13 protein-coding genes are annotated in these 20202 nt (G+C 47.4%); all 13 read right to left on the minus strand.

Annotated elements, in window-relative coordinates:
- Window positions 1-136: 136 nt before the first annotated feature.
- Window positions 137-343, minus strand: a complete 207-nt coding sequence (locus EBB54_RS20895; protein ID WP_125128823.1) for a hypothetical protein — start codon at window positions 341-343, stop codon at window positions 137-139.
- Between the two features lie 22 nt (window positions 344-365).
- Window positions 366-944 carry an RpiB/LacA/LacB family sugar-phosphate isomerase gene (locus EBB54_RS20900; RefSeq protein ID WP_125128824.1) on the minus strand — a complete coding sequence of 193 codons (579 nt, stop codon included), beginning with the start codon at window positions 942-944 and terminating at the stop codon, window positions 366-368.
- Window positions 945-1006: 62 nt separating this feature from the next.
- Window positions 1007-4156, minus strand: a complete 3150-nt coding sequence (locus EBB54_RS20905) for a glycosyl hydrolase family 2 protein (RefSeq protein WP_125128825.1) — start codon at window positions 4154-4156, stop codon at window positions 1007-1009.
- Between the two features lie 32 nt (window positions 4157-4188).
- Window positions 4189-6825 (minus strand): alpha-L-rhamnosidase, encoded by a 2637-nt coding sequence (locus EBB54_RS20910; RefSeq protein WP_162307176.1) that lies wholly within the window; start codon window positions 6823-6825, stop codon window positions 4189-4191.
- Window positions 6826-6884: 59 nt separating this feature from the next.
- Window positions 6885-9602 (minus strand): alpha-L-rhamnosidase, encoded by a 2718-nt coding sequence (locus tag EBB54_RS20915; protein WP_125128827.1) that lies wholly within the window; start codon window positions 9600-9602, stop codon window positions 6885-6887.
- 64 nt (window positions 9603-9666) lie between these two features.
- Window positions 9667-10500 (minus strand): carbohydrate ABC transporter permease, encoded by an 834-nt coding sequence (locus EBB54_RS20920; RefSeq protein WP_125128828.1) that lies wholly within the window; start codon window positions 10498-10500, stop codon window positions 9667-9669.
- Between the two features lie 2 nt (window positions 10501-10502).
- Window positions 10503-11378 carry a carbohydrate ABC transporter permease gene (locus EBB54_RS20925; protein ID WP_125128829.1) on the minus strand — a complete coding sequence of 292 codons (876 nt, stop codon included), beginning with the start codon at window positions 11376-11378 and terminating at the stop codon, window positions 10503-10505.
- A 162-nt stretch (window positions 11379-11540) separates the two neighbouring features.
- Window positions 11541-13175, minus strand: coding sequence for an ABC transporter substrate-binding protein (locus EBB54_RS20930; protein WP_125128830.1), 1635 nt, complete (start codon window positions 13173-13175; stop codon window positions 11541-11543).
- Between the two features lie 217 nt (window positions 13176-13392).
- Window positions 13393-14403, minus strand: coding sequence for a LacI family DNA-binding transcriptional regulator (locus EBB54_RS20935; RefSeq protein WP_125128831.1), 1011 nt, complete (start codon window positions 14401-14403; stop codon window positions 13393-13395).
- A gap of 234 nt (window positions 14404-14637) precedes the next feature.
- Window positions 14638-14826, minus strand: a complete 189-nt coding sequence (locus tag EBB54_RS20940) for a hypothetical protein (RefSeq protein WP_125128832.1) — start codon at window positions 14824-14826, stop codon at window positions 14638-14640.
- Window positions 14827-14892: 66 nt separating this feature from the next.
- Complete coding sequence (locus EBB54_RS20945; RefSeq protein ID WP_125128833.1) at window positions 14893-16485, minus strand: L-serine ammonia-lyase, iron-sulfur-dependent, subunit alpha; 1593 nt, start codon at window positions 16483-16485, stop codon at window positions 14893-14895.
- 68 nt (window positions 16486-16553) lie between these two features.
- Complete coding sequence (locus tag EBB54_RS20950; RefSeq protein WP_125128834.1) at window positions 16554-18074, minus strand: BCCT family transporter; 1521 nt, start codon at window positions 18072-18074, stop codon at window positions 16554-16556.
- A gap of 21 nt (window positions 18075-18095) precedes the next feature.
- A complete protein-coding gene (locus EBB54_RS20955; RefSeq protein WP_125128835.1) occupies window positions 18096-20201 on the minus strand; it encodes an acetate--CoA ligase family protein in 2106 nt (701 codons plus the stop codon).
- Window position 20202 lies beyond the last annotated feature (1 nt).

Genomic DNA, 20202 nt, shown 5'->3' on the forward strand with positions numbered 1-20202 from the left:
GGCCGGGAGCTGATGACGCTTCCGGCCTGCTGCAGATATAGGATCGGACGGGTATTAACCGAAAGGAAATGCTTAAAGCCGCCTGCTCAGCTCCTGACCAGTTTCATCAGGATCTCCGCATAAGCTTCATGGCCGGTCACGGAAGGGTGATTGATTCCATTTGCCAGAAGCGCGCCAACGGGTAGCCGGCCGCCTCATAGTTTTTCCAGGCGGCATAAGCATCAGCAAGACAAACTTTCTTTTCCTCCGCCATTGCACGAATGATTTCCACCCGTTCCTCCAAAAAAGAATGTGAAGCCGTAAACGGACCTGGAATCTCCATATTAGGCGTCAGCATTTTCATATTCTGCTCCTGCTTTTAAAAATCAGCCCTGTATCTCATCCGGCTTTGTCATTAATTCCAGCGGATAGTCACCCAGGCGTTTTACTTCGAAACCATTCTTTTTAAATTCTTCATAATCAAATGCGTCAAGTTCGTCACATGCCAGTTTATGAAACTCATAGAAATTCGGCCACCATTCATATCCGTCTCCAAGGTAGTGGCTCAGATATGCATCGGCGATATCGATTCCCATCTGCGGAGCCACGTAAAATGCTCCCATAGCCAGCACATTGACGTTGTTGCCCGTAATCGCACGAAGAGCCGCCGGAACGCTTTCCACCACTCCTGCAAATACGCCTGGGCACTTACTGGCAGCAACATGGATTCCCATACCTGTTCCACAAAATAGCAATGCCCGTTCAAATTCTTTTTCTGAAATTTTTGCCCCTGCCTTCAGGCCGATCCGGTGAAACATTTCCGGGTCATCTTCATCTGCGCTTTTCACGCCGATGTCTGTAATCTCCCATCCTTTTTTCTTCAAATGTTCCACAACCGCTTCTTTCAGCGGAAAGCCTGCAAAATCAGCTCCTACCAACAGTTCTTTGTCTTTGATCATCTTCATAGTCACTGTTCTCCTTTTCATCTGTTTTGTTCACTTTTTTTCTTAATCCAATGAACCCTTCTTTACTCAATCAACTCCAATTTCGGCGGCTCCATGATTCCCTGCGCCTGCAGTACATATGCTTTCGACCATTTTTTTCCGGATGTCAGAAAACTGTCCGGTTCACACATCTCCGGATTCGGTTCCCTCTCATGCAGCGGACCAAATGTATTTTTTCTCGTTAAAAACAGCCGGATCTCTCTTAATCCGTCACAGCAGACCGTATAAGGTGCAAAACCTGCAAAATGTTCACTCCCGCAGGCATCCATAAAGGACATCGTCCATCCCGTCCAACTGCCTGCCGTAATCCTCATTCTCCCCTGATATTCCTCTTGCTCCGGAATACAATACGTGACGATTCCAGAATAGAACGGAAATCCCTGCTGTGTAATGTCTCCCCATTCCAACTTCTTTGGAAGCTCTCCCAGTACCGGATTTTTTCCGTCCTCCAGATATACGGAAAAATCACCCTGCAGATATGCCGCCTCCAACCCATCCTGCCCGTTGAACTCCTGCAAGATTTCAATTTCGTTTTCTCCTTCCCGCAGCAGATCCTCCGAAAGCTCAATTTGCCCGAAACAGACATCAATCCACTTTTTCTGAAATGAAAGCGGCACCTCCATGCGGTTGATTCGTATCCGGAGAATTTGCTCCGTATTTTCCAATACAAGGGTAAGCATTCCCGTCTTTTTCTGTATCCGGAAAGAATACTTTATTGCAACCTGCTGCCTTTCCTTTGTATTCTTTTTATACTTCATGGAATACCATGGCTGCAGCATCTCCCCGCCGCGCATCGGATGTCTCAGAATCCTTCTCATCTCTCGGTCCGCACGAAGCACTTCCATTTTCCCAAGCCGATATTCCTTCCCGTCCACAGAATGGAAGCACACCGAGACCCGATCCAATACACATAAGTTTTTTTCGGAGAGCCGGAAGAAATTGCTTTCCGGAAGCGGGATACTCTGAACCCGTGCCTGTTTTTCCAATACCGGATTTGCGGCAGAATCACCATACTGATATGCATTTACGGCAGTTCCGCCCGGCTTCTTTTCCGAAGCATATGTTTCCCCGCCGGTTTGCAGAGTACAAGAAGCTTTTGCGCAGAGTAGTTTTTCTTCTCCTGGGGCAAAGTCCAGAATATACTCCGTATACGTTCCTGTCCTCCCCAAAACTGTACTTACCGGAATGGAAGTCACTTCTCCTGTACGGGCATTCCACTCTTCCAGCTCTTCCAGATGTTCAAACCGGATGACGATATGTTTCCGCAATTCCTTTCGATTCTGGTTGAGCATCATATAATAAGTCCTGCTGCCGTTTTTTCTCCGGCAGACCAGGATATCTTTTCTTCCCTCTCCGGAAACAATCAGCGTCCTTTCTTGTTCACAGGCTTTTACAATCCGGTTTTCTTCCATGGGTACCCGGATGCATTTTTCCGCCAGGACAGCGGCCTCCCGAGATGGCAGCACATCCATGTATGCGGGAACATCCCCGGCGAAGATCACGGTTCCTCCGGTACCCTCCATTTGCCTCAAAAGCAGAAGCGTGCTGCTGCGTATCGTCTGCATCCCGCAAATAATAACTCCGTGGTACCTGCAGGCCCCCACCTTTAAGATGCCGTCTTGCACCGACCCGTGGGAAGCCAGGATTCCTTCATCCCCATAATCAAATCCAATCTGATTGCGGGTCAAAATTTCAAACAGTTTTTCATAATCGTTTTCAATCTGATTGATCACAGCATCCCGGCTTTCCAGTCCGTCATATGCCCCGCTGCTGGATCTGGCCCATACACTTTCTACCGGGCTGATCACCAGCATCCCTTCCTTTTCCTCTCCCTGTTCTAAAAACACATGAAGCCTTGAAAAATAATCTTCCAGATATCGATATTCCTTCCAGCCCGCAAGATGGAAGGAGATGCTTGCGGGGTAATCTCTTTTGGCCTCTCCCTTCATGGTATACCACGCCAGATGGGGGCAGCGCAGATTGATGCCGAACAATGCCTGCCAGTCTCCGATCTGCTTGTACTCTTCCAGTGTGGACTTCCACCCTGTAGCTCCGTATAATTCGGAAAGCACCCAGGGCTTTTTGAACTGTTTTGCCACGGATACCGCCTGTTTTACAATCCAAAAGCAGCGGTTGTCGCGCAGCAGATGGTCAATTCCCGGGATATCCATGCATTCATAAAACCGCATCAGAGATCCCTGCATCAGCGTCTGCGCGATCAACGAATCTTCATGAAGCACATGGCCTGTCAGTTTCATCCGATGCTTTGCGCACCATTCCTGAATCGGCCTTGCAAAGCTGTCCAGAAACAATTCCTGACACAACGCGATATAGTGATATGTCACCCTGGACAAGCGCTGCCCCTTCTCCCGAAAGAAAAGTTCAGGAAGAAATTCCCTCAGATCGTATCCATACATTTCCTGGAATGTTTCAAATAGCTTTGGGGTATATGGCACCCACTCTTCCCGCCCGCCGTTAAACGATGTAAACAGAGGTCCTCTGTGAGGTTCATCCGTAAAAATGCCGCATACTTTCTCGAAATCTTCCTCTGACAGCCCGGCCGCATACCTTTCGTGGGTCAGCTCGATAAAATACTTTACTGCCTCCGGATTCATCGTATCCAGATAGGTGTTTCCGTTATACACCTCTCTGCACGGAGCTTCCACAACCGAAAAGAGCAATGCAGTCTCTCCGTCTTGCAGCGCATCTCCTGTTTCCAGCCTTCGCTTCCGTGAAAACGAACAGCCCTCCATCCGGCAGGCAAAGCAGGCGATCCGTTCTTTTCCTTTCCCGTTTGTTTCCTCTGCCTCCTTTTCCCAATCGATCCGATCTTTTTGTTCCGCCTCTAAAAAAGAGGCACGATACTTTCGTTTTGCGGTTGCCATCCCGCCGGCGCTTCCGGACGGCCAGCGGTCTTCATCATACAGCCACGGCTCCAGCTTCTTTTTTTCAGCATATCTGATACATGCCGAAGTATCCTCAAACCATTCTTTTCCAAGATACTCTGTTTCCAGGCCCGTTCTGGAATGCATGAAAAAGCCTCCGAATCCCATCTCCTGAAACACATCTATCTGACGCAGCAGTTCCTTTTCTTCCAGCCGCCCGTTCCATGCCCAAAATGGTTTTCCCCTGTATGCCGCCGGCGGATTTCTGAATAATTCTTTCTGGTCCACAATCTCTCTCCTGTCATAACTTGTAATCTCCGCTAATGTTTATATGCCGTAATCTGATAGGTGCCGCTTTTTAAATAGAGCTTCCTTCCTGTCCCTGCAGGCTCCCCGTCTTTTGACCTGATCGTTTTGAACTGCTGGCCCTGGGGCAGGATGAATACCGCCTGCGCGGAAAAAGGCACTGTAATCCGGTATTGTATGGTATTTTTTCGATTTTTCCAGCTGATCCGATATGTTCCGGCAGCGGACCGATATTCCAGCTTCACCCATTCCATCATATCATCCGGCAGCGGACTGATTCTTGCACGCACAAACCCCGGAGCCTTTTCCTCCGGATTCAGTCCGCACATCACACGGTACATCCATTCTGCAACAGATCCATAGGCATAATGGTTCAGACTGTTCATCTCTGTCTTTGAAATGGACCCGTCCGGCAGAACCGAATTCCAGCGTTCCCAGATTGTAGTCGCCCCCAGATTCACCGCATAAAGCCAGCCCGGATATTCTTCATTCAGCAGCAGATGATAGGAATCCTCATTTTTTCCGTTCTCCGATAAGGCAAGGCACAGGTAGGGTGTTCCCGCAAATCCGGTATCCAGGTGTCCGCCGTTTGCCGCTATTTTCCGGCTCAGCCTCCCTGCGAGACGGCGCCGTGATCCAGCCGGAACGAGGTCCATATGCAGAGCAAGCACCATTGCGGTCTGCGTATCGAGCCGCAGTTCTCCCTCCGCGGTAAAATATTTCTTACGAACCGCCTGCCTGATCTTCCCGGCACGTTCCTCCAATGCCGCAGCGTCCGCCCGGTATCCCAGCACATGTGCGGCTTTCGCTGTCAGCACGGTAGAATAATAATAAAACACGGAGGCAATATAAAATGGATCTGTTGCTCCAAAGGGTGTTTCTGGATTCGGCTGGTCAAGGGACAGCCAGTCCCCGAAGTGAAAGCCGGACTCCCATAACCAGGTTCCGCCGTTGTTCCGGTCGCAAGAGTACATGTAATCGGCCCATAATTTCATGGATTCATATTGCGCCTTCAGCAAAGCCTTATCTCCGTAGAACCGATACAAGGTCCATGGAATGACTGCCGCCGCATCTCCCCATACACTGGACCCCGACGGGTCTTCCTCTCCTTCGCCGGTCCTCAGACTGATCTGACGCAGAATGTCCGGGATTACATGGGGCACACTGCCTCCCCGTTTTTTCTGTTCCAGCAGCAGGTCGAACAAATATTTCCTGTAAAATGCTGACGTATCCGCATTAAAGCTGGCCGATGCACAGAACACCTGAGCGTCTCCGGTCCAGCCCATCCGCTCATCGCGCTGGGGACAATCGGTGGGCACGTCCAGGAAGTTGTCTCTCTGGCTCCACCAGATATTTTCGAATAGCTGGTTGATTTTTTCATTGGATGTCACGATCCTTCCGGTCCTCTCCATATCCGAGTGCAGAAGCTGCGCAGTAAAATCCTCCGGATTCACTTTTTCAATCCCTTCCACCCGGACATATCGAAATCCGTAAAATGTAAAATGAGGCCGGACGACTCTGTCCCTTCCGTCACCGATGCAGCAGTACTGCGCCTTTGCCGTGCGCAGATTCCGGTTATAGAAATTTCCGTTCTGAAGAATCTCACCATACTGCAGTCTCAGTATCTGCCCCTCGGCCAATTTCACACGGCACTGTACCCATCCTGTCATATTCTGCCCAAAATCCAGAACCTGCTCTCCTGCCGGCGTATGGATCAGCCGCACTGGCTTTCTCTGCCCCTGGACAGATACCGGCGTACTCAGCCGCTCCGTGAGCATTCCTTCCGGAGGCTGCATTTTTTCCACATTTTTCCAGTTCGGACCTTCTGCGCCGGACAGCGAAAATCCGGAATATTCTTTTCTGCAGTCATAGATCTCCCCGTCATAAATGCTGCTCTCGATTACCGCGGATGGACAGCACCTCCAGCTTTCATCAGACAGAACACACAGTGTACTTCCATCGGACAGCTCCACGGACAACTCACAGATGATTCCCAGAGTATCTCCATATAGCCTGTCCAATCCGTCTATGTATCCAAATCTGCCTTTGTACCAGCCATTTCCTGTCATAATCCAGATTGCATTGGTCCCTTTTTTCAACAGCGCGGTTACATCCCAGGTCAGATACTGCAGCCAGTTCGTATAATGGGTGCAGTATGGTGTCAGATACTCCTCTCCTGCTTTCCTTCCATTGATATACAATTCAAACAGCCCCAGACAGCTTATGGATACCCAGGCCCTCCGTATTTTCCGCGGAATGTCAAATATCTTCCGGAATAAAGGCTGGACCTGCTCTCCCAGCCCGGAGGTAATCCAGTCCGCTCTCCATCCGCGTTCCATTTTCCCGGTTCTAAAAAATGCCGGTTTGCTGACACCGCGGCGTCCATGCTCATCCCATACTTCCACCTTCCAATAATAGAGCCGCTCCGGTTGAAGGGGAAACTCCGGGCTGAATCCGACAGAGGATATATCCTTTTTCTTTCCGCTGTCATAGCACAGTTTTTTAAATGTTCGGTCTTCGCTGATACATAGACGGGCTTTTTTCTGCTCCTTCCCTTCCTTATTTTCTGTAATCCAGGAAAAAGTAAGTTGATCCATTCTGTATCCGCATGGATTTTTCAAATGATTCACCCGTAAATTGGTAATTCTCATAGCAATATTCTCCATTTGCGCGGCAGGCCGCAAAAGATGCCTGCTTCCCGCCCCTTTTCTCAAAGCAGCCTTACCTGATAGACACCGCTTTTAAAAATCCGTCCGCTTAGCTCTTCCTTGGAAACCTCCGCGTCATTGCACAGTATCCTGTCATGGGAGCATGTACAGTTTGACAGATCCAGTACCGCCGTCATGCCCCACGGTATTTCAAAGGAATACACAACCTCCTGCCCTTTTCTTTTCCACCCGGCAGTACACGTACCCCAGCAAAATTCATGAGACGCCTCCGCATAATCCAGCTCTTCTGTCACCGCCGGACGCAGTTGCAGCCTTCTGCTGCACGTTTCATCCAGCCGAATGCCTGCAAGCCCTTTATAAAACCAGACCGTAAATGCCCCCAGCATCGGGTGATTGTGAGAATTCATATGCTTTCCCGTCAGATTCTCCCAGCGTTCCCATATGGTAGTAGCCCCGTTTTTCAGCATAAATCCTATACTGGGATATGTATCTGCCGCAGCCACACGGCAGGCAATCCCGTCCAGCCCCTCCTGGTTGAGCACTTCGTACAGAAACTTCGTCATCTGGTTGCCGGTTGTCACATGGTACTTCCTTTTTTCCACCAGATCCTTCAGCAGATGGTCCAATACTCGTCCCTTCTGCTCCTGAGGAACGATTTTCAAAAACAGTGCAAACAAATTGCAGCCCTGGGCTCCTGTATCATAGCAGCCTTCCGCTTTTAAAAAAACGCGGTTCAGATCTGCTTTAATTTTCTCTGCCTCCTGCCAGTACATCCGTACATCCTCCATGCGTCCAAGCACGGTGCCGATTTTTTCCATGATCCTGCAGTCATAGTATAAATAGCCTGTTGTCATAAAACTATGCGTCAGGTTCTTTGGAATTGAATTTTCCCCGATTCCAAGATAAGCTTCTGTCATCGGCGGAGCCCAATCGCCCAGATATTTTTCCGGAAGCAGTCCGTTCCCGTCACGTTCGCCCAGCTTAAAGAGAAGATATTTTTTGAAACTATCATAATGTCTCTTCAAAATCTGCCGATCTTCATAAAACAAATATAGCGTCCACGGAAGCAGAAGGTATACGCTGGAAATATGACAGGCTGGATTTTCTCCGAAGAAATAAGGCGCTGTATCTGGAATTGCTCCATCCTCCCGTTGCTCAGCCGCTATGTCCTGCAGCCATTTTTCATAAAACAGCAGCATGTCAAAATTATATAAGCCTTCCTCAAAACGGACCGTCATATCATTCAGCCAGCCCAGCCGCTCATCGCGCTGCGGACAGTCGGTGGGCACGCTGTGCAGATTATTCAATTCCGTATGGCGGACCGTCTCCTGGATTCGGTTCAGCATCTGATCTGAGCAGGAGAATGCTCCGGCTCTTTTCACATCCGTATGAACCTCACATCCCGTCACTTCTTCCAGCACAATATTTTCTCCCATAACAATCTGAGCATAACGGAAGCCGTGATACGCAAAGTGCGGAAAAAAAACTGTCTTTTCTTCCCCAAGCACCAGAATATCTTCTCCTTTTGCCGCACGTAAGTTTAACTGATTTACCGAATGATCCGGATTCAGTGTTTCTCCATACAAAATCCGAAGCTTCCTGCCTTTTTCACCGGATACTGCCAGCCTGATCCAGCCTGAGAAATTCACCCCGAAGTCCACAACGATTGAAAAATTCTCTTTTTCCCCAATATATTCTATATATTGGGGTTCCCGTTCCCGCACCATTCGAATCGGCGGCATGATCTGGCTCTGCAGGCGCCCCGCCGGTCTCTGCGCTGCCGCCGCTTCCTTCCATTCTCCTTTTGCAATCTGGTATGAGGGCAGACGATATCCCCTTTTTTCTCCGGAAGCATCATAGTACTCGCCGTCATACAGATTGTGTGCGCGTACAGGTCCTTCAGCATACATCCACGTTCCATCTGCCTCCGTTGCAATGCACCGCCCGTCCAGATAAATGTTGCACAGCATTTTCGGTTCTGATGTCCACACCGGATGCCTGCCGATCAATATCTCAAATGCTTCATGGTCGAGTGCCAGCCAGCCTCCTCCAAGCTCCGCGGAAAAGATATTTTTTCCTTCACGAAGTAATTTTGTCACATCATAGACGCGGTACAGCACAGTCTTATTATAGTTTGTCCAGCCTGGATCCAGAAACGCATCTCCAAGCTTCTGTCCGTTGATCCATGCTTCGCAATATCCCAGCCCGCAAAGGTATACCCTTGCCTTTTCCGGAAGCTTTTCAACCGCAAATTCACGGCGGAATAACGGCACTGCACCGAAATCCAGCTCTTTTGCACAAATCCAGCTTCCGTTCCATTCCTCCTGATTTAAAATTCCCATTTCAAATGTATCTTCTGCCTGTATCTGAAACGTTTCTGCCCCGTCCTCTCTGTTCTCTGTCCGCAGAGCCGGTTTCTCTTGCGCATCCGGCATATCCCTGACCGGTTCACAAAATGTCTTTCCGCCATTCCCGATTTCACGCAGCCATAGTGTAACCTGCCAACGGTACCGCAGAAAACTATTCAGCGGTTTCCCTTCATATTCAATTGCCGTACAACGGTCAGAGCATACCTTTCCGCTGTCCCAGACACAATCCCCAGAATGTTCATATACCTGGATATGATATGCTTCCTGTGTGGTTCTGCAGCAGTTTCTCACTGCCCTCCATCCAAATCTCGGAGACAGGTTCTGAATTCCCAAAGGGGCCGCGAGATATTCACAGGTAAGCTGTATATCTTCATTTTTATCTCTAATCATTTTTTTATCCTTTCCTAAAGCGCCTTAGCATATGATATTTTTTCATCCCCATAAGCAAAACACGTCAGCCTTTCACTGCGCCTCCCAACATTCCCTGCACGTAATATTTCAGGCAGCTTGCCGTCGCTACCAGCAGCGGAATCGTTCCGATTATAAATGCTGCGGCAATCAATCCCAGATCATTGCTCCCTTTTCCCGCCGCATTATTAAATACAATCTGGCAGAAGGTTTTCATCTCGTCCCCGCTGGTCATCGTGATCGTTGGCCAGATATAGTCATTGTACATTGCAACACCTGCCGTAATCCCTACCGTGATCAGAATCGGCTTTGACAGCGGAAGCGCCACTCTCGTAAAGAGCTGCAGTTCGCTGGCCCCGTCAATCTTCGCCGCTTCAAAGAGGTCGCCCGGCATTTCTCTGTAAAAAGATTCTGCCAGAATAATGCCGAAAATCTGCTGGCCGGATATATACGGTATGATCAGGGACCAGAAGGAATTCAAGAGCCCCATCTTCGCAACGATTTCATAATCCGGCACGATCAGAAGCGTATATGGGATCATCATCACCACCAGCACCATTCCAAACAGTACTTTTCTCCCTTTAAACCGCATTCTTCCAAACGCATATCCGGAAAGGGAGACCACGATCAGAATTCCAATCAGAGAAACCACACAGACAAACAGTGAATTTCCGATTGGCCGGATTACAAAGTAAAAGGCTTTTACAAAATTTTGCCAGTAGATTGTCCTGGGCAATCCGAAAAAGTCATTGGTGATCATAACGCTCTGTTTGAGAGACATATTGATCATGACCAGAATCGGGAAAAAAGTGAGAAACAAAAGCAGTATCAGCAGCAGTCTGCTGAGGATGAATCCTGCCGTAATTTTTCTTTTTTTCAAGTCTATTCCTCCTTCCCGAACAGTCCTCGTGTGAATAATGTCAAAACAACAATCGCAATCATCAATAAAACACCAAGCGCCGAAGCATATCCGAATTTTCCGTCGCCAAATGCGATCTTATACATCTGCAGCGCCGGAATCATCGTGGAGTATCCGGGCCCGCCCCCTGTGGTTGCAAAGACATTTCCAAAGCCGGAAAGGCTGCTGATCATGGAGAGGGTCACAATGGTTTTTATATAAGGCTTCAGATTCGGTACATGGATAAAACGGACCACCTGCATTGGTGTTGCGCCGTCGATGACCGCAGCCTCATAAAGCTCCTCTCCGATCATATTCATCCCTGTATGCATGATCAGGAAATACATACCGGCAATGTAGGGAAATCCAATCAGTATAATGCTGATCAGAGCCGTCGAGTCATTGTTCAGCCAGTTCTGCGCATACTGCCCGAGTCCAAACGACTTTAAGATCGTATTAAATCCAAAATTCGGATTGTATAGATATTTCCACATTAAAATGATGACAATCGACGGCACCAGCATGGGTACAACAAACGCTGTTTTCACAAATTCGGCCAGCCTCTTCCGGCGAATAAAAAAGATCAGCTCCGCCGCCGTCAGCGGAAAGAACACGCTGTTGAATACCGTTGTCAGTGTGATATAGACCTGATTGCGGAAGGAGGTAATAAACATATCATCGCGGAATGCCTGGATATAATTCGCCCATCCCACCCAACTGCTTCGTATTCCAAATGTGGAATCCGTGAAAGAAGATACTACTGCTTTTCCGATTGCATAATACGAAAAAACTGCCATCAAAATAAACGTCGGCGCAATGAAAAGGTAGGGCAGCAGTTTTGAAAATAATGTTTTTTTCATATATTTTACCTCTTAATAGAAAAAGGCGAGGTCATAAATGACAGTCTCCCATTTATGGCCTCGTCTGATTTTACATACTATCGTATGCAGAAAAAGCTGCCAGTGACAGGTTTTTTGTATACCATTGTATGCAGAAAAGCTGCCGGTGACAGATTTTCTGTATTACTCCTTTGCCTGGTCTGCCGTCGTCGGGTCCAGGTCAAATCCGGCCCGGTCGATTGATTCATTATTGTAGTTCTGGTATACTGTCTCCATATTCTCCAGATATTCATCCACCGTAATCTTGCCGCTTGTAAACTGGTTCATATAATCATAATATTTTGGAGTATCTGCGGAAGTTGACCACTGCATTCCTGTTGCCCATGCCCATTCCTTGGCAGGCGCGGACACAAATCCGGCCAGAAGCGCTTCCAGCTCCTCATCCAGGGTCACTCCTTTGATAACACATGGTCCCTGTACGAAATTTCCGTTATTCAATGTCTCTTCGAAGCACATCTTCGCCCCGTCAACAGAATACCAGAACTTGTAGAAATCCTTTATGCGCGCCAGGTGATCCGCATCATCCGTATCAATAATACTCATAATATTTCCAAAATCCCAGTATCCGCGCAGGGTAGAGCCGAACCCCTCGGGCGGATCCCGAAACTCGCCGATCTGGCTGGTTCCCCAGTTAAAACTCATATCTTCCGGAAGGGCATTGATATCATTCATGATCATACCGGCGTTAAAACTTGCCTGATACAGCAATGGGCTAATCTGTCCCTCAAAATCAGCGATAGCCTGTGTACTGTCTGCCGCTATCCAGTTATCCGGAAAATATTTTCCTACCGTATAGAACTCATCATATATCTTTTTATTCGCCTCCGTAGTGATCCCGTTTTCTGATGCATATTTCATCTGACGTTCTACGCTGAACACAGTAAACTGGTCGCAAAGCGGATTGCTTTCATCAAACTCGAAGTCTTCATTGGCAGACATTGTACTTTCATCCCACAATGCGTCCCCCGGCTGAACAAGGATATCGCTGGTGTTCCCCCGATAGTATGCATCTGCAATCGTACTGCACAGGCGGAAGCTTTCCGGACCTGCGGAAATGGGGACATCATATCCGGCTGCTTTCAGTTTTTCACATGCCTCCTGAAGGTCTTCCCATGTCTCGGGAATATCTACTTTTGCTTCATCCAGAAGGTCTTTATTATAGAATAAGGCAAATCCGATCTTGTCAAACGGAAGCCACGGCATATACTTTCCTCCGGCTTCACTCAGTACCAACTGCAGGTCTTCATCCGTAAACGCATCTTTGACTTTCCCGCCGTTATATGGATTTTCTTCCTCCAGCATGTCTGTCATATCGTAGAGATATCCTTTTTCAACTGCGATTCCCACATTGTTATTCGTCAGCGCCATTCCTACAAAATTGCCATGTACGATATCCGGCGCGTTCTTGCGGTCCCCGTCCAGAGATGTCATCATCTTGGCTTTATAAGCATCATTGTCGGATACCACGTCTACCACAACCTTTGTCTCGGGATGCAGCTTCATATACTCTTCAGCCAGTTTCTTTTCCCCTGCTGTATAGAAATTATTTATCACAGAAAGCGTGATCGTATCGTCCTTGCCAGTGTCCCATTCTGCGTCAGATGTTTTCTCTTCTTCCCCCGGCGCCTCCCCTGTATCTGCCTCCTGGGTTTCCTGAGAGTTCTGAGTATTCTGAGTCTTTTGTCCACAGCCGCCGATCAGTGCGGATGCCATAACGGCTGCCAGAAGCAGAGAAATAAGTTGCCTGCGTTTTTTCATTCTTCTTTCCTCCTCATTTTGTATACTGCCTCCTCACCTGTCGTTCGGCGGCAGAGATTCCATTACTGCTTACGCTGTAAGTGGAGAATTGTGTGTTGTTTATATTTTCCACAGCCGCGCGCAAATCCGGAATATACTGTGGTAAATATCATCTTAAATACACTCAGAAATCTTTTCCAGCTGTGTGGTTGGAAATCCTTTTCTGTCGTTTGCCGTACTATCGGCAGATTCCTGTGGAATCACGTTCAATCAGTTTCAATTTGTTTTTATAATAGCCAATTGTTTCATCCTTAATACTTGCATACAGCAATTCAAACGCTTTCTTTCCAAATGCATTTTTATCAGTAGCCATCGTAGTCAGTGAAGGATGCCAGTATTGTCCAAGATCGATTCCGTCAAATCCCATGACCGATACATCCTGCGGAATGCGCAGGCCATTCTCCTGGAGCGCCTTCATGGCACCGAATGCCATCATATCATTCGTACAGATTACCGCGGTAAATTTGTTCCCCAGCTGCATTAGTTTCTTTGCTTCTTCATAGCCTTCCGTTACCCCTGTTGCATATGGATATTTTCCATTGATCAACAGATCATACCCACAGGGGAGTTCCAGATTTTCCACCATTTTTTTATACCCCACATAGCGCAGATCATTGGACATTTCTTTTCCCAGTCCGTTCAGATACGCAATGTGCCTGTGTCCCAATCCGAACAGGTATTCCATGGCGTCCCGCATGGCCTCCAGATGATCGTTTTCTATAGAAGCGATCCTGCGGTAATCTACATTCACATTTCCGCTGACAACTACCCTGACTCCATGTTCAACCAGTTTAAACAGCTTTTCATTGGAATATTTATGGGGCAGCGCGGTTAAAAAAATTCCGTCAATCCTTCTGGTAATGAAGTTGTCGAAGTACTCATCAAGCTTATGGATACCTGTACATATATTGACGAAATAATTTTGATTATTCGCTGCGCTTTCGAATCCCTTTACAATTTCTCCAAAGAACGGATTCGCCACATCCTCCGATACAATCCCAAGCTGCATAGTCTCATTTTTCGACATGCTGCGCGCAATCATATCCGGATGATAATCCAGCTCCTTGACCGCTTTCCATACTCGTTTTGCAGTCTCTTCTTTTATTTTACCGCTTCCGTTCAAAACGTAAGATACCGTCGCATTAGAGACTCCTGCTCGTTTCGCCACATCATTTCTTGTGATCTTCATCTCTCCTCCTATTTACCCGGGTAAATTTTCTTTAAAAAAGAAAGAATCGGGGTAAGACCCATATTAGAGTCTCACAACCGATCTACTGTTAATAATCTATATTTTTTCTTTGTTTTTATCATTATTATTGATATGTTTACTATATCATTTATTTATTTCATCGTCAATACAGCAATGTTTACAATTTTACCCGAGTAAATATGTGCACATTTCACAATTCAATACGATTTTACACTATTTTTTCTTTCTCAGCTTTAATAAAACGCCCTGTTTTTCTGCCGCCTTCTGAAATTGTGCGGTTAGATAAGCAGCTTTTTCTTTTAACGGAAGCGCTTCGAAGTGTTCGTCCAGCCTGGCCTGTTCTGTCACTTTTTTCACTTCTTCCAGTTCCAGAAGAATATAATTGCAAACAGATCCCCTCATTGCATCCAAAAGCAATTTGGGGATCTGTCATCCACATATATTCAGCCTTTATAACGAGTTGTTTTATTATTCTCCTTCGCAGATTTTTGCAATCTTCTGTCCTGTCGGCGTACAGCACAGTCCTCCATAGGTTCCTTTTAAACAAGTCGGCAGCTGCCTTCCTACACGGTTCATCGTCTCAATTGTTTCATCCAATGGAATTTCTACTGAAAAACCGCACAGAACCATATTTGCAGTGGAAACCGCGTTCACCGCTGCCAGTACATTCCGCGCATTACACGGCTCATACCCGACAGAAACCGCATCACAAATCTGCCCTAATATATTTTGCAGGGTTACGGTTGACGCTGTATATGCCTGGGCAGCGGTTCCTCCTAGCATCTCCACGACTCCTGCCGCAGCCATCGCGCCTGCGGACCCGCATTCTGCCTGGCATCCCGCCACCTCTCCGCCGAAAGTTGCCTGATGCGCTACAAATACACCTACACTTCCGGCCGCAAACATTGCGGACGCGATCTCATCGTCGCTGAGCTTCATATTATCCCCCAGATAAACGACCGCCGCCGGCAGAATCCCAACCGATCCAACCGTCGGAGACGCCACAACTGCTCCCGGCCTTTCGATTTCCACAGATTCCAGAACACCGATTGCCACACAGGCGATCTCATTCAAAATCCCGATGTCCGCAACCTTCGTGTTTCCTTCTCTGATATTTCGGTACATTGTTGCAGCCTTGATCGGATAGAGTCCTCCGATTTTTTCTTCAGTCATGTTGTTGATGCCGCGTTTGACTGATTCCCGCATCACATGGATTATATTTTTCATAATATCCATTACCTGCCCGCGGGAATATCCGCTTCTTGCCATTTCATAGAGAATCCCCAGCTCGCCTGCGCGTGTAATGCCGTTCTCTTTTCCAAATGCAAGCGCCTCCGCAGCGGTTCGAAACGGAATATTCTCATAACGGAACCGCGACAGAACAGGAAGCACATGTGATGTATACCGTACCTTTGCAACCTGCGGAATTTCAAGAAGCGCCTGCCGCTGTACCTCTGTCAGATTTTCTCTCGTTTCCAGATATACAATACTTCCGTCCCCTGTACTGCTTTCTTTCATCCGAAATTCTTCGATAATGATTTTTTCTGCCTGTCTCTTTATCTCTTCCAGATCTGTGTCTTTATTCAAGTAAAGAAATACAGTATTAAAATCTCCTTTGATATAGATTGGATATGTGTCGATCTCGATCAGCTCAATCGCGCCGCCCCCAATTGATGTGGAGCCCAGCACAAGCTGGCTGCCGTCTTTTCCCGTCAATTCCAAACAGGCATAATTGGGTTCTTTATTTTCCTTTGTCTCAATTGCAAAGTGTACCTCCATGCCTTTTTCCCGGGCAATTTCCAACGCATCGGTCATCCCCTCACTGTCAATCGGAATCCCCAGCAGCCCCGCCGTAAATCCTCTGTCTGACCATTGAAGCTTATAATAAGCCGCATACGAACTTCCTGGGTCAAAAGAAATACGGGCTTTACGCACCTCTTCACCCAGCAGCATTCGGGCGGCCGCCCCGATCCGGTAAGGCCCTGCCGTATGGGAACTTGACGTTCCAACCATGACTGGCCCAAATACTTCGTTAAATATACTGCCATAATACATTTCCATATCGTTCTCCTTTTCTAAGGGACTGCCGCGAAGTCAAAGGCTGCGCGGCAGTTCCTGAATATGTTCATTTATTTCTCGGATATATCATGTTCCAATGTCCGCTTTACGGACAGCATTAAAAGAAACAGCACCAGAACCAGCGGAAGCCCTGTCACGACAGACATGATTTTTACATGTTCAATCCCGCCGATCAGCATCAACGCAATGGAGAGCAGGCAAAAAACAACTGCCCAAAAAAGACGGTTCCATCTCGCCGGCTCCTGTTCCGCCCCCAGCTTTTTTGTCGTTACTCCCGCAAGCACATAAGCACAGGAATCAATTGTGGTGGCAAGGTAAATGAAGCATACGATACACAGAAACAGCATCATGAATTTTGCCATGGGAAGCGTCTTCAGGATTGCGATCATTGCGCCGCTCTGCCCTTCTCTGTTCAAAATATCGACCAGATCTGCTTTACCGCTTTTTTGAAGATATAATGAATATCCGCCGAAAACCATAAAGCTGAAGCAGCAGCCCAATGTCCCCCAGACAAGCTGCCCCCACATTACATTTTGGATCGTTCTCCCACGTGAGATTTTCCCTACGAACATGCCCATCATGGGCATAAACGCAATCCACCAGCCCCAGTAAAACACGGTCCAGCTCTTCGTAAATTCACCGCTCCCGAAAGGTTGTGTATAGGTACTCATTCTAAAAAATTCATCGGCATACAGCCCGATGCTGTTCACCTCCATCTTCAGGATATCAACCGTTGGGCCTGCAAGCAAAACAATCAGCATAAACAGGAATGCCATTCCTATATTTATATTGCTCAGCCTTTGAATCCCTTTATCAAGGCCAAGGTACACACTTGCCCCAAAAATCAGTATCCAGATAATCAGTACGATCATCTTGACCATAAAGTCATACTGCTGCGGAATTTCGAATACATTCCGTATCACGTCGGCCAGAACCGGGGTTCCGATCCCAAGAGATGTGGAAATAGACCCAACCACTCCAAAAACAACGAGGATATCAATACAGTGTCCCGGCCATCTGTCTGCAGATTTTTTCATTATAACGCTGCAGGCGGTACTCAGGCGTATACTCGGATCTTTTTTCACATACATCATGTAGGCAACTGCGATGATCGCCGGATTGTAAAGCGCCCATGCGCTGAATCCCCAGTGGAATTGGCCGTACATATGCGCATATTCATATGCCGTCTCACTGAGAGGTTCTATTTGGAATGGAGGGCTGCTCACATAATAAATCGGTTCCAGGAAGCCCAGAATCACGATACTTGTTCCGACTCCTGCCGTAAACAGCATTGCAATCCATGAAAGATTAGAATACCGCGGCTTTTCGTTCTTGTCTCCCAGCTTCATTTTCCCGAATCTGCCGAATGAAAGCCAAAACAAAAAAATGAAGCTTGCAAGGCATGCCGTAAGATATAGCCAGCCAAATTTTTCCGTACACAGGTCAAACAGATCCAGGATAACTGTTCCGGATTTTTCCGGTTGTAAAAGCAATAACAGTGTTAAAAGAATCAAAGCCAGACAGGATGGAATGAAAATTTTTATATTTATCTCATTGAATCTTTTTTTCATAGCATGCCTCAAAAACCTTTTTTATCTTTCCATGTATTTGATGATCAGGCTGTCGGCCACGCCAACGCCTTCGCCTTCCGGGTAGACAAACAACGGATTGATATCCAGTTCCTTTAATGTATCTTTGTTTGCAGCCGCAAATTTTCCAACAGATACAAGGGTTTCGCAGAGAGCGTCAATATCATAGCGTACTCCGCCCCGATATCCTTCCAACATCCTGTATGCTTTCAGAAAACGCAGCATATCCAATGCTTCTTCCTTCCCAAGCGGAGCCGGATATACCGCCGCGTCCCGGAACAGTTCCACAAATACGCCGCCCAGTCCAACCATGACCATCGGCCCGAACTGTGGATCGTTATTGACTCCAAGAATCATTTCCAATCCCGGTTTCAGCATGGGAGCCATTAAGACGCCGTTGATCCTAGCATCCGGACAGTTTTTCTTTACATTTTCCATTATCCGGATATATGCTTCCCTGGCTTTGCTGCCATCTGAAACATTCAGAATGACTCCTCCCACATCACTTTTATGCAGAATATCTGCCGATTCTATTTTCATTGCCAGCGGCCCGTTCATTGACTCTGCCGCATCCCGGGCCTCGTCGGCAGAAGTCACAACCCGTTCCGCAGCCACAGGCACCCCAAATGCTTCCAGGCACAGCTTACTTTCATGCTCCGACAATGCATACGATGTTTTTCCGGCTGTTTCCGGCAAAGCAATGTCATAATTTCCCCGTGCATGATCCGGCTTTATATGGTCAGCCAGTTTTTTCAGCATTCGGAACGCATAGAGCGGCGGCGGAAGAATCGGAACTCCGATGCCAAGCAGCTTTTCCTGATATTCCGGATTTCGTGTATTTTCCGCAAAGGGAATCACAGCAATCGGTTTACAGCTCTGCCCTTTTTCCTGAATTACTTTTTTGATTCCTTCATACATATAGTGAATCGCCGGGTCTGCAATCTCATATAGCAGCGTATAACCTATCAAGACCATTCCTACGCCCGGATCATCCATAACGGCCGTAAGCGCCTGTGCATACAAATCTGCATCATAAGATAAGCTTGCCGTCATGTCCAGCGGATTATTCGGCGTTGCATAATCCGGAAGCAATTCCTTCAATGCGCGAAGTGTCTCTTCAGCGAAATCTGGATACGAGATTCCATTCAGCCATCCCACATCCGCACATATGGCAGTCTCACCTCCCGAAAGATTCATGGATGCAAATCCCGGCCTTTGAGGCAGCTTCGGAATGGTTGACAGTAACAGGGACATTGCAATCAGTTCTTCCAGATCGTCTGCCCGGATTGCCCCGAATTTCTTTAAAAGAGCTTCGAATGACGCATCTGTTCCAGACATACTCCCTGTATGGGAGGCGGCAATTGCCTGACCTTTGCTGCTTCTTCCCGCTTTCAGAACAACGACTGTTTTTTTCATCTGTGCTGCTTTTCTGAGCGTATCGATGAATTTTTTTACATTTTTGACACCCTCCAAATACAAGCTGATCACCTTGGTATCTTTATCGTTGACCAGAAATTCCATATAATCTTCCATCTGTACGCCTTTGGCATTTCCCGCTGAAATATTATAGGAAAACCGCATGGAAGGGCTGTCCATCATAGAAAGGCAAAGCTGCCCGCTCTGGGATATGACTCCCACATTGCCTTTCCTCTCTCTTTTTTCAGAGACAAATGCAAATGCATGTATATCATCCACATAGTTTATATAGCCCGCGCAATTGGGGCCCATAACGGCAATATTCAGCTCCCTGGCCTTTTCCAGAAGCTCCTTTTCATTTCTGCGGCCCTCGTCTGTTCCGGTTTCCCCATACCCGCTGGCATAGATGACCGCCCCTCCGCATCCTTTCTTTGCCCCTTCTTCAAGAAGCGGCAGAATCGTCTTTTGGGGAGTGCAGAGAATCAGCAGATCAATCTCATCCGGGATGTCAGAAATGGACGGGAAACATTGCCGTTCAAAAACCGTAGTCCTTTTTGGATTTACAAAATAGATCCTGCTCAAGTCCTTTGTATAGGTAAGGATATTCCTGCATACGTCTCCTCCGAACCCTTCTTTTTCGCTTGCGCCTACAACAGCCATGGATCTGGGTTTCATTAGCTTAGTCAAATCCATA

This window comes from Schaedlerella arabinosiphila, from assembly GCF_003885045.1.
GTDB lineage: Bacteria > Bacillota > Clostridia > Lachnospirales > Lachnospiraceae > Schaedlerella > Schaedlerella arabinosiphila.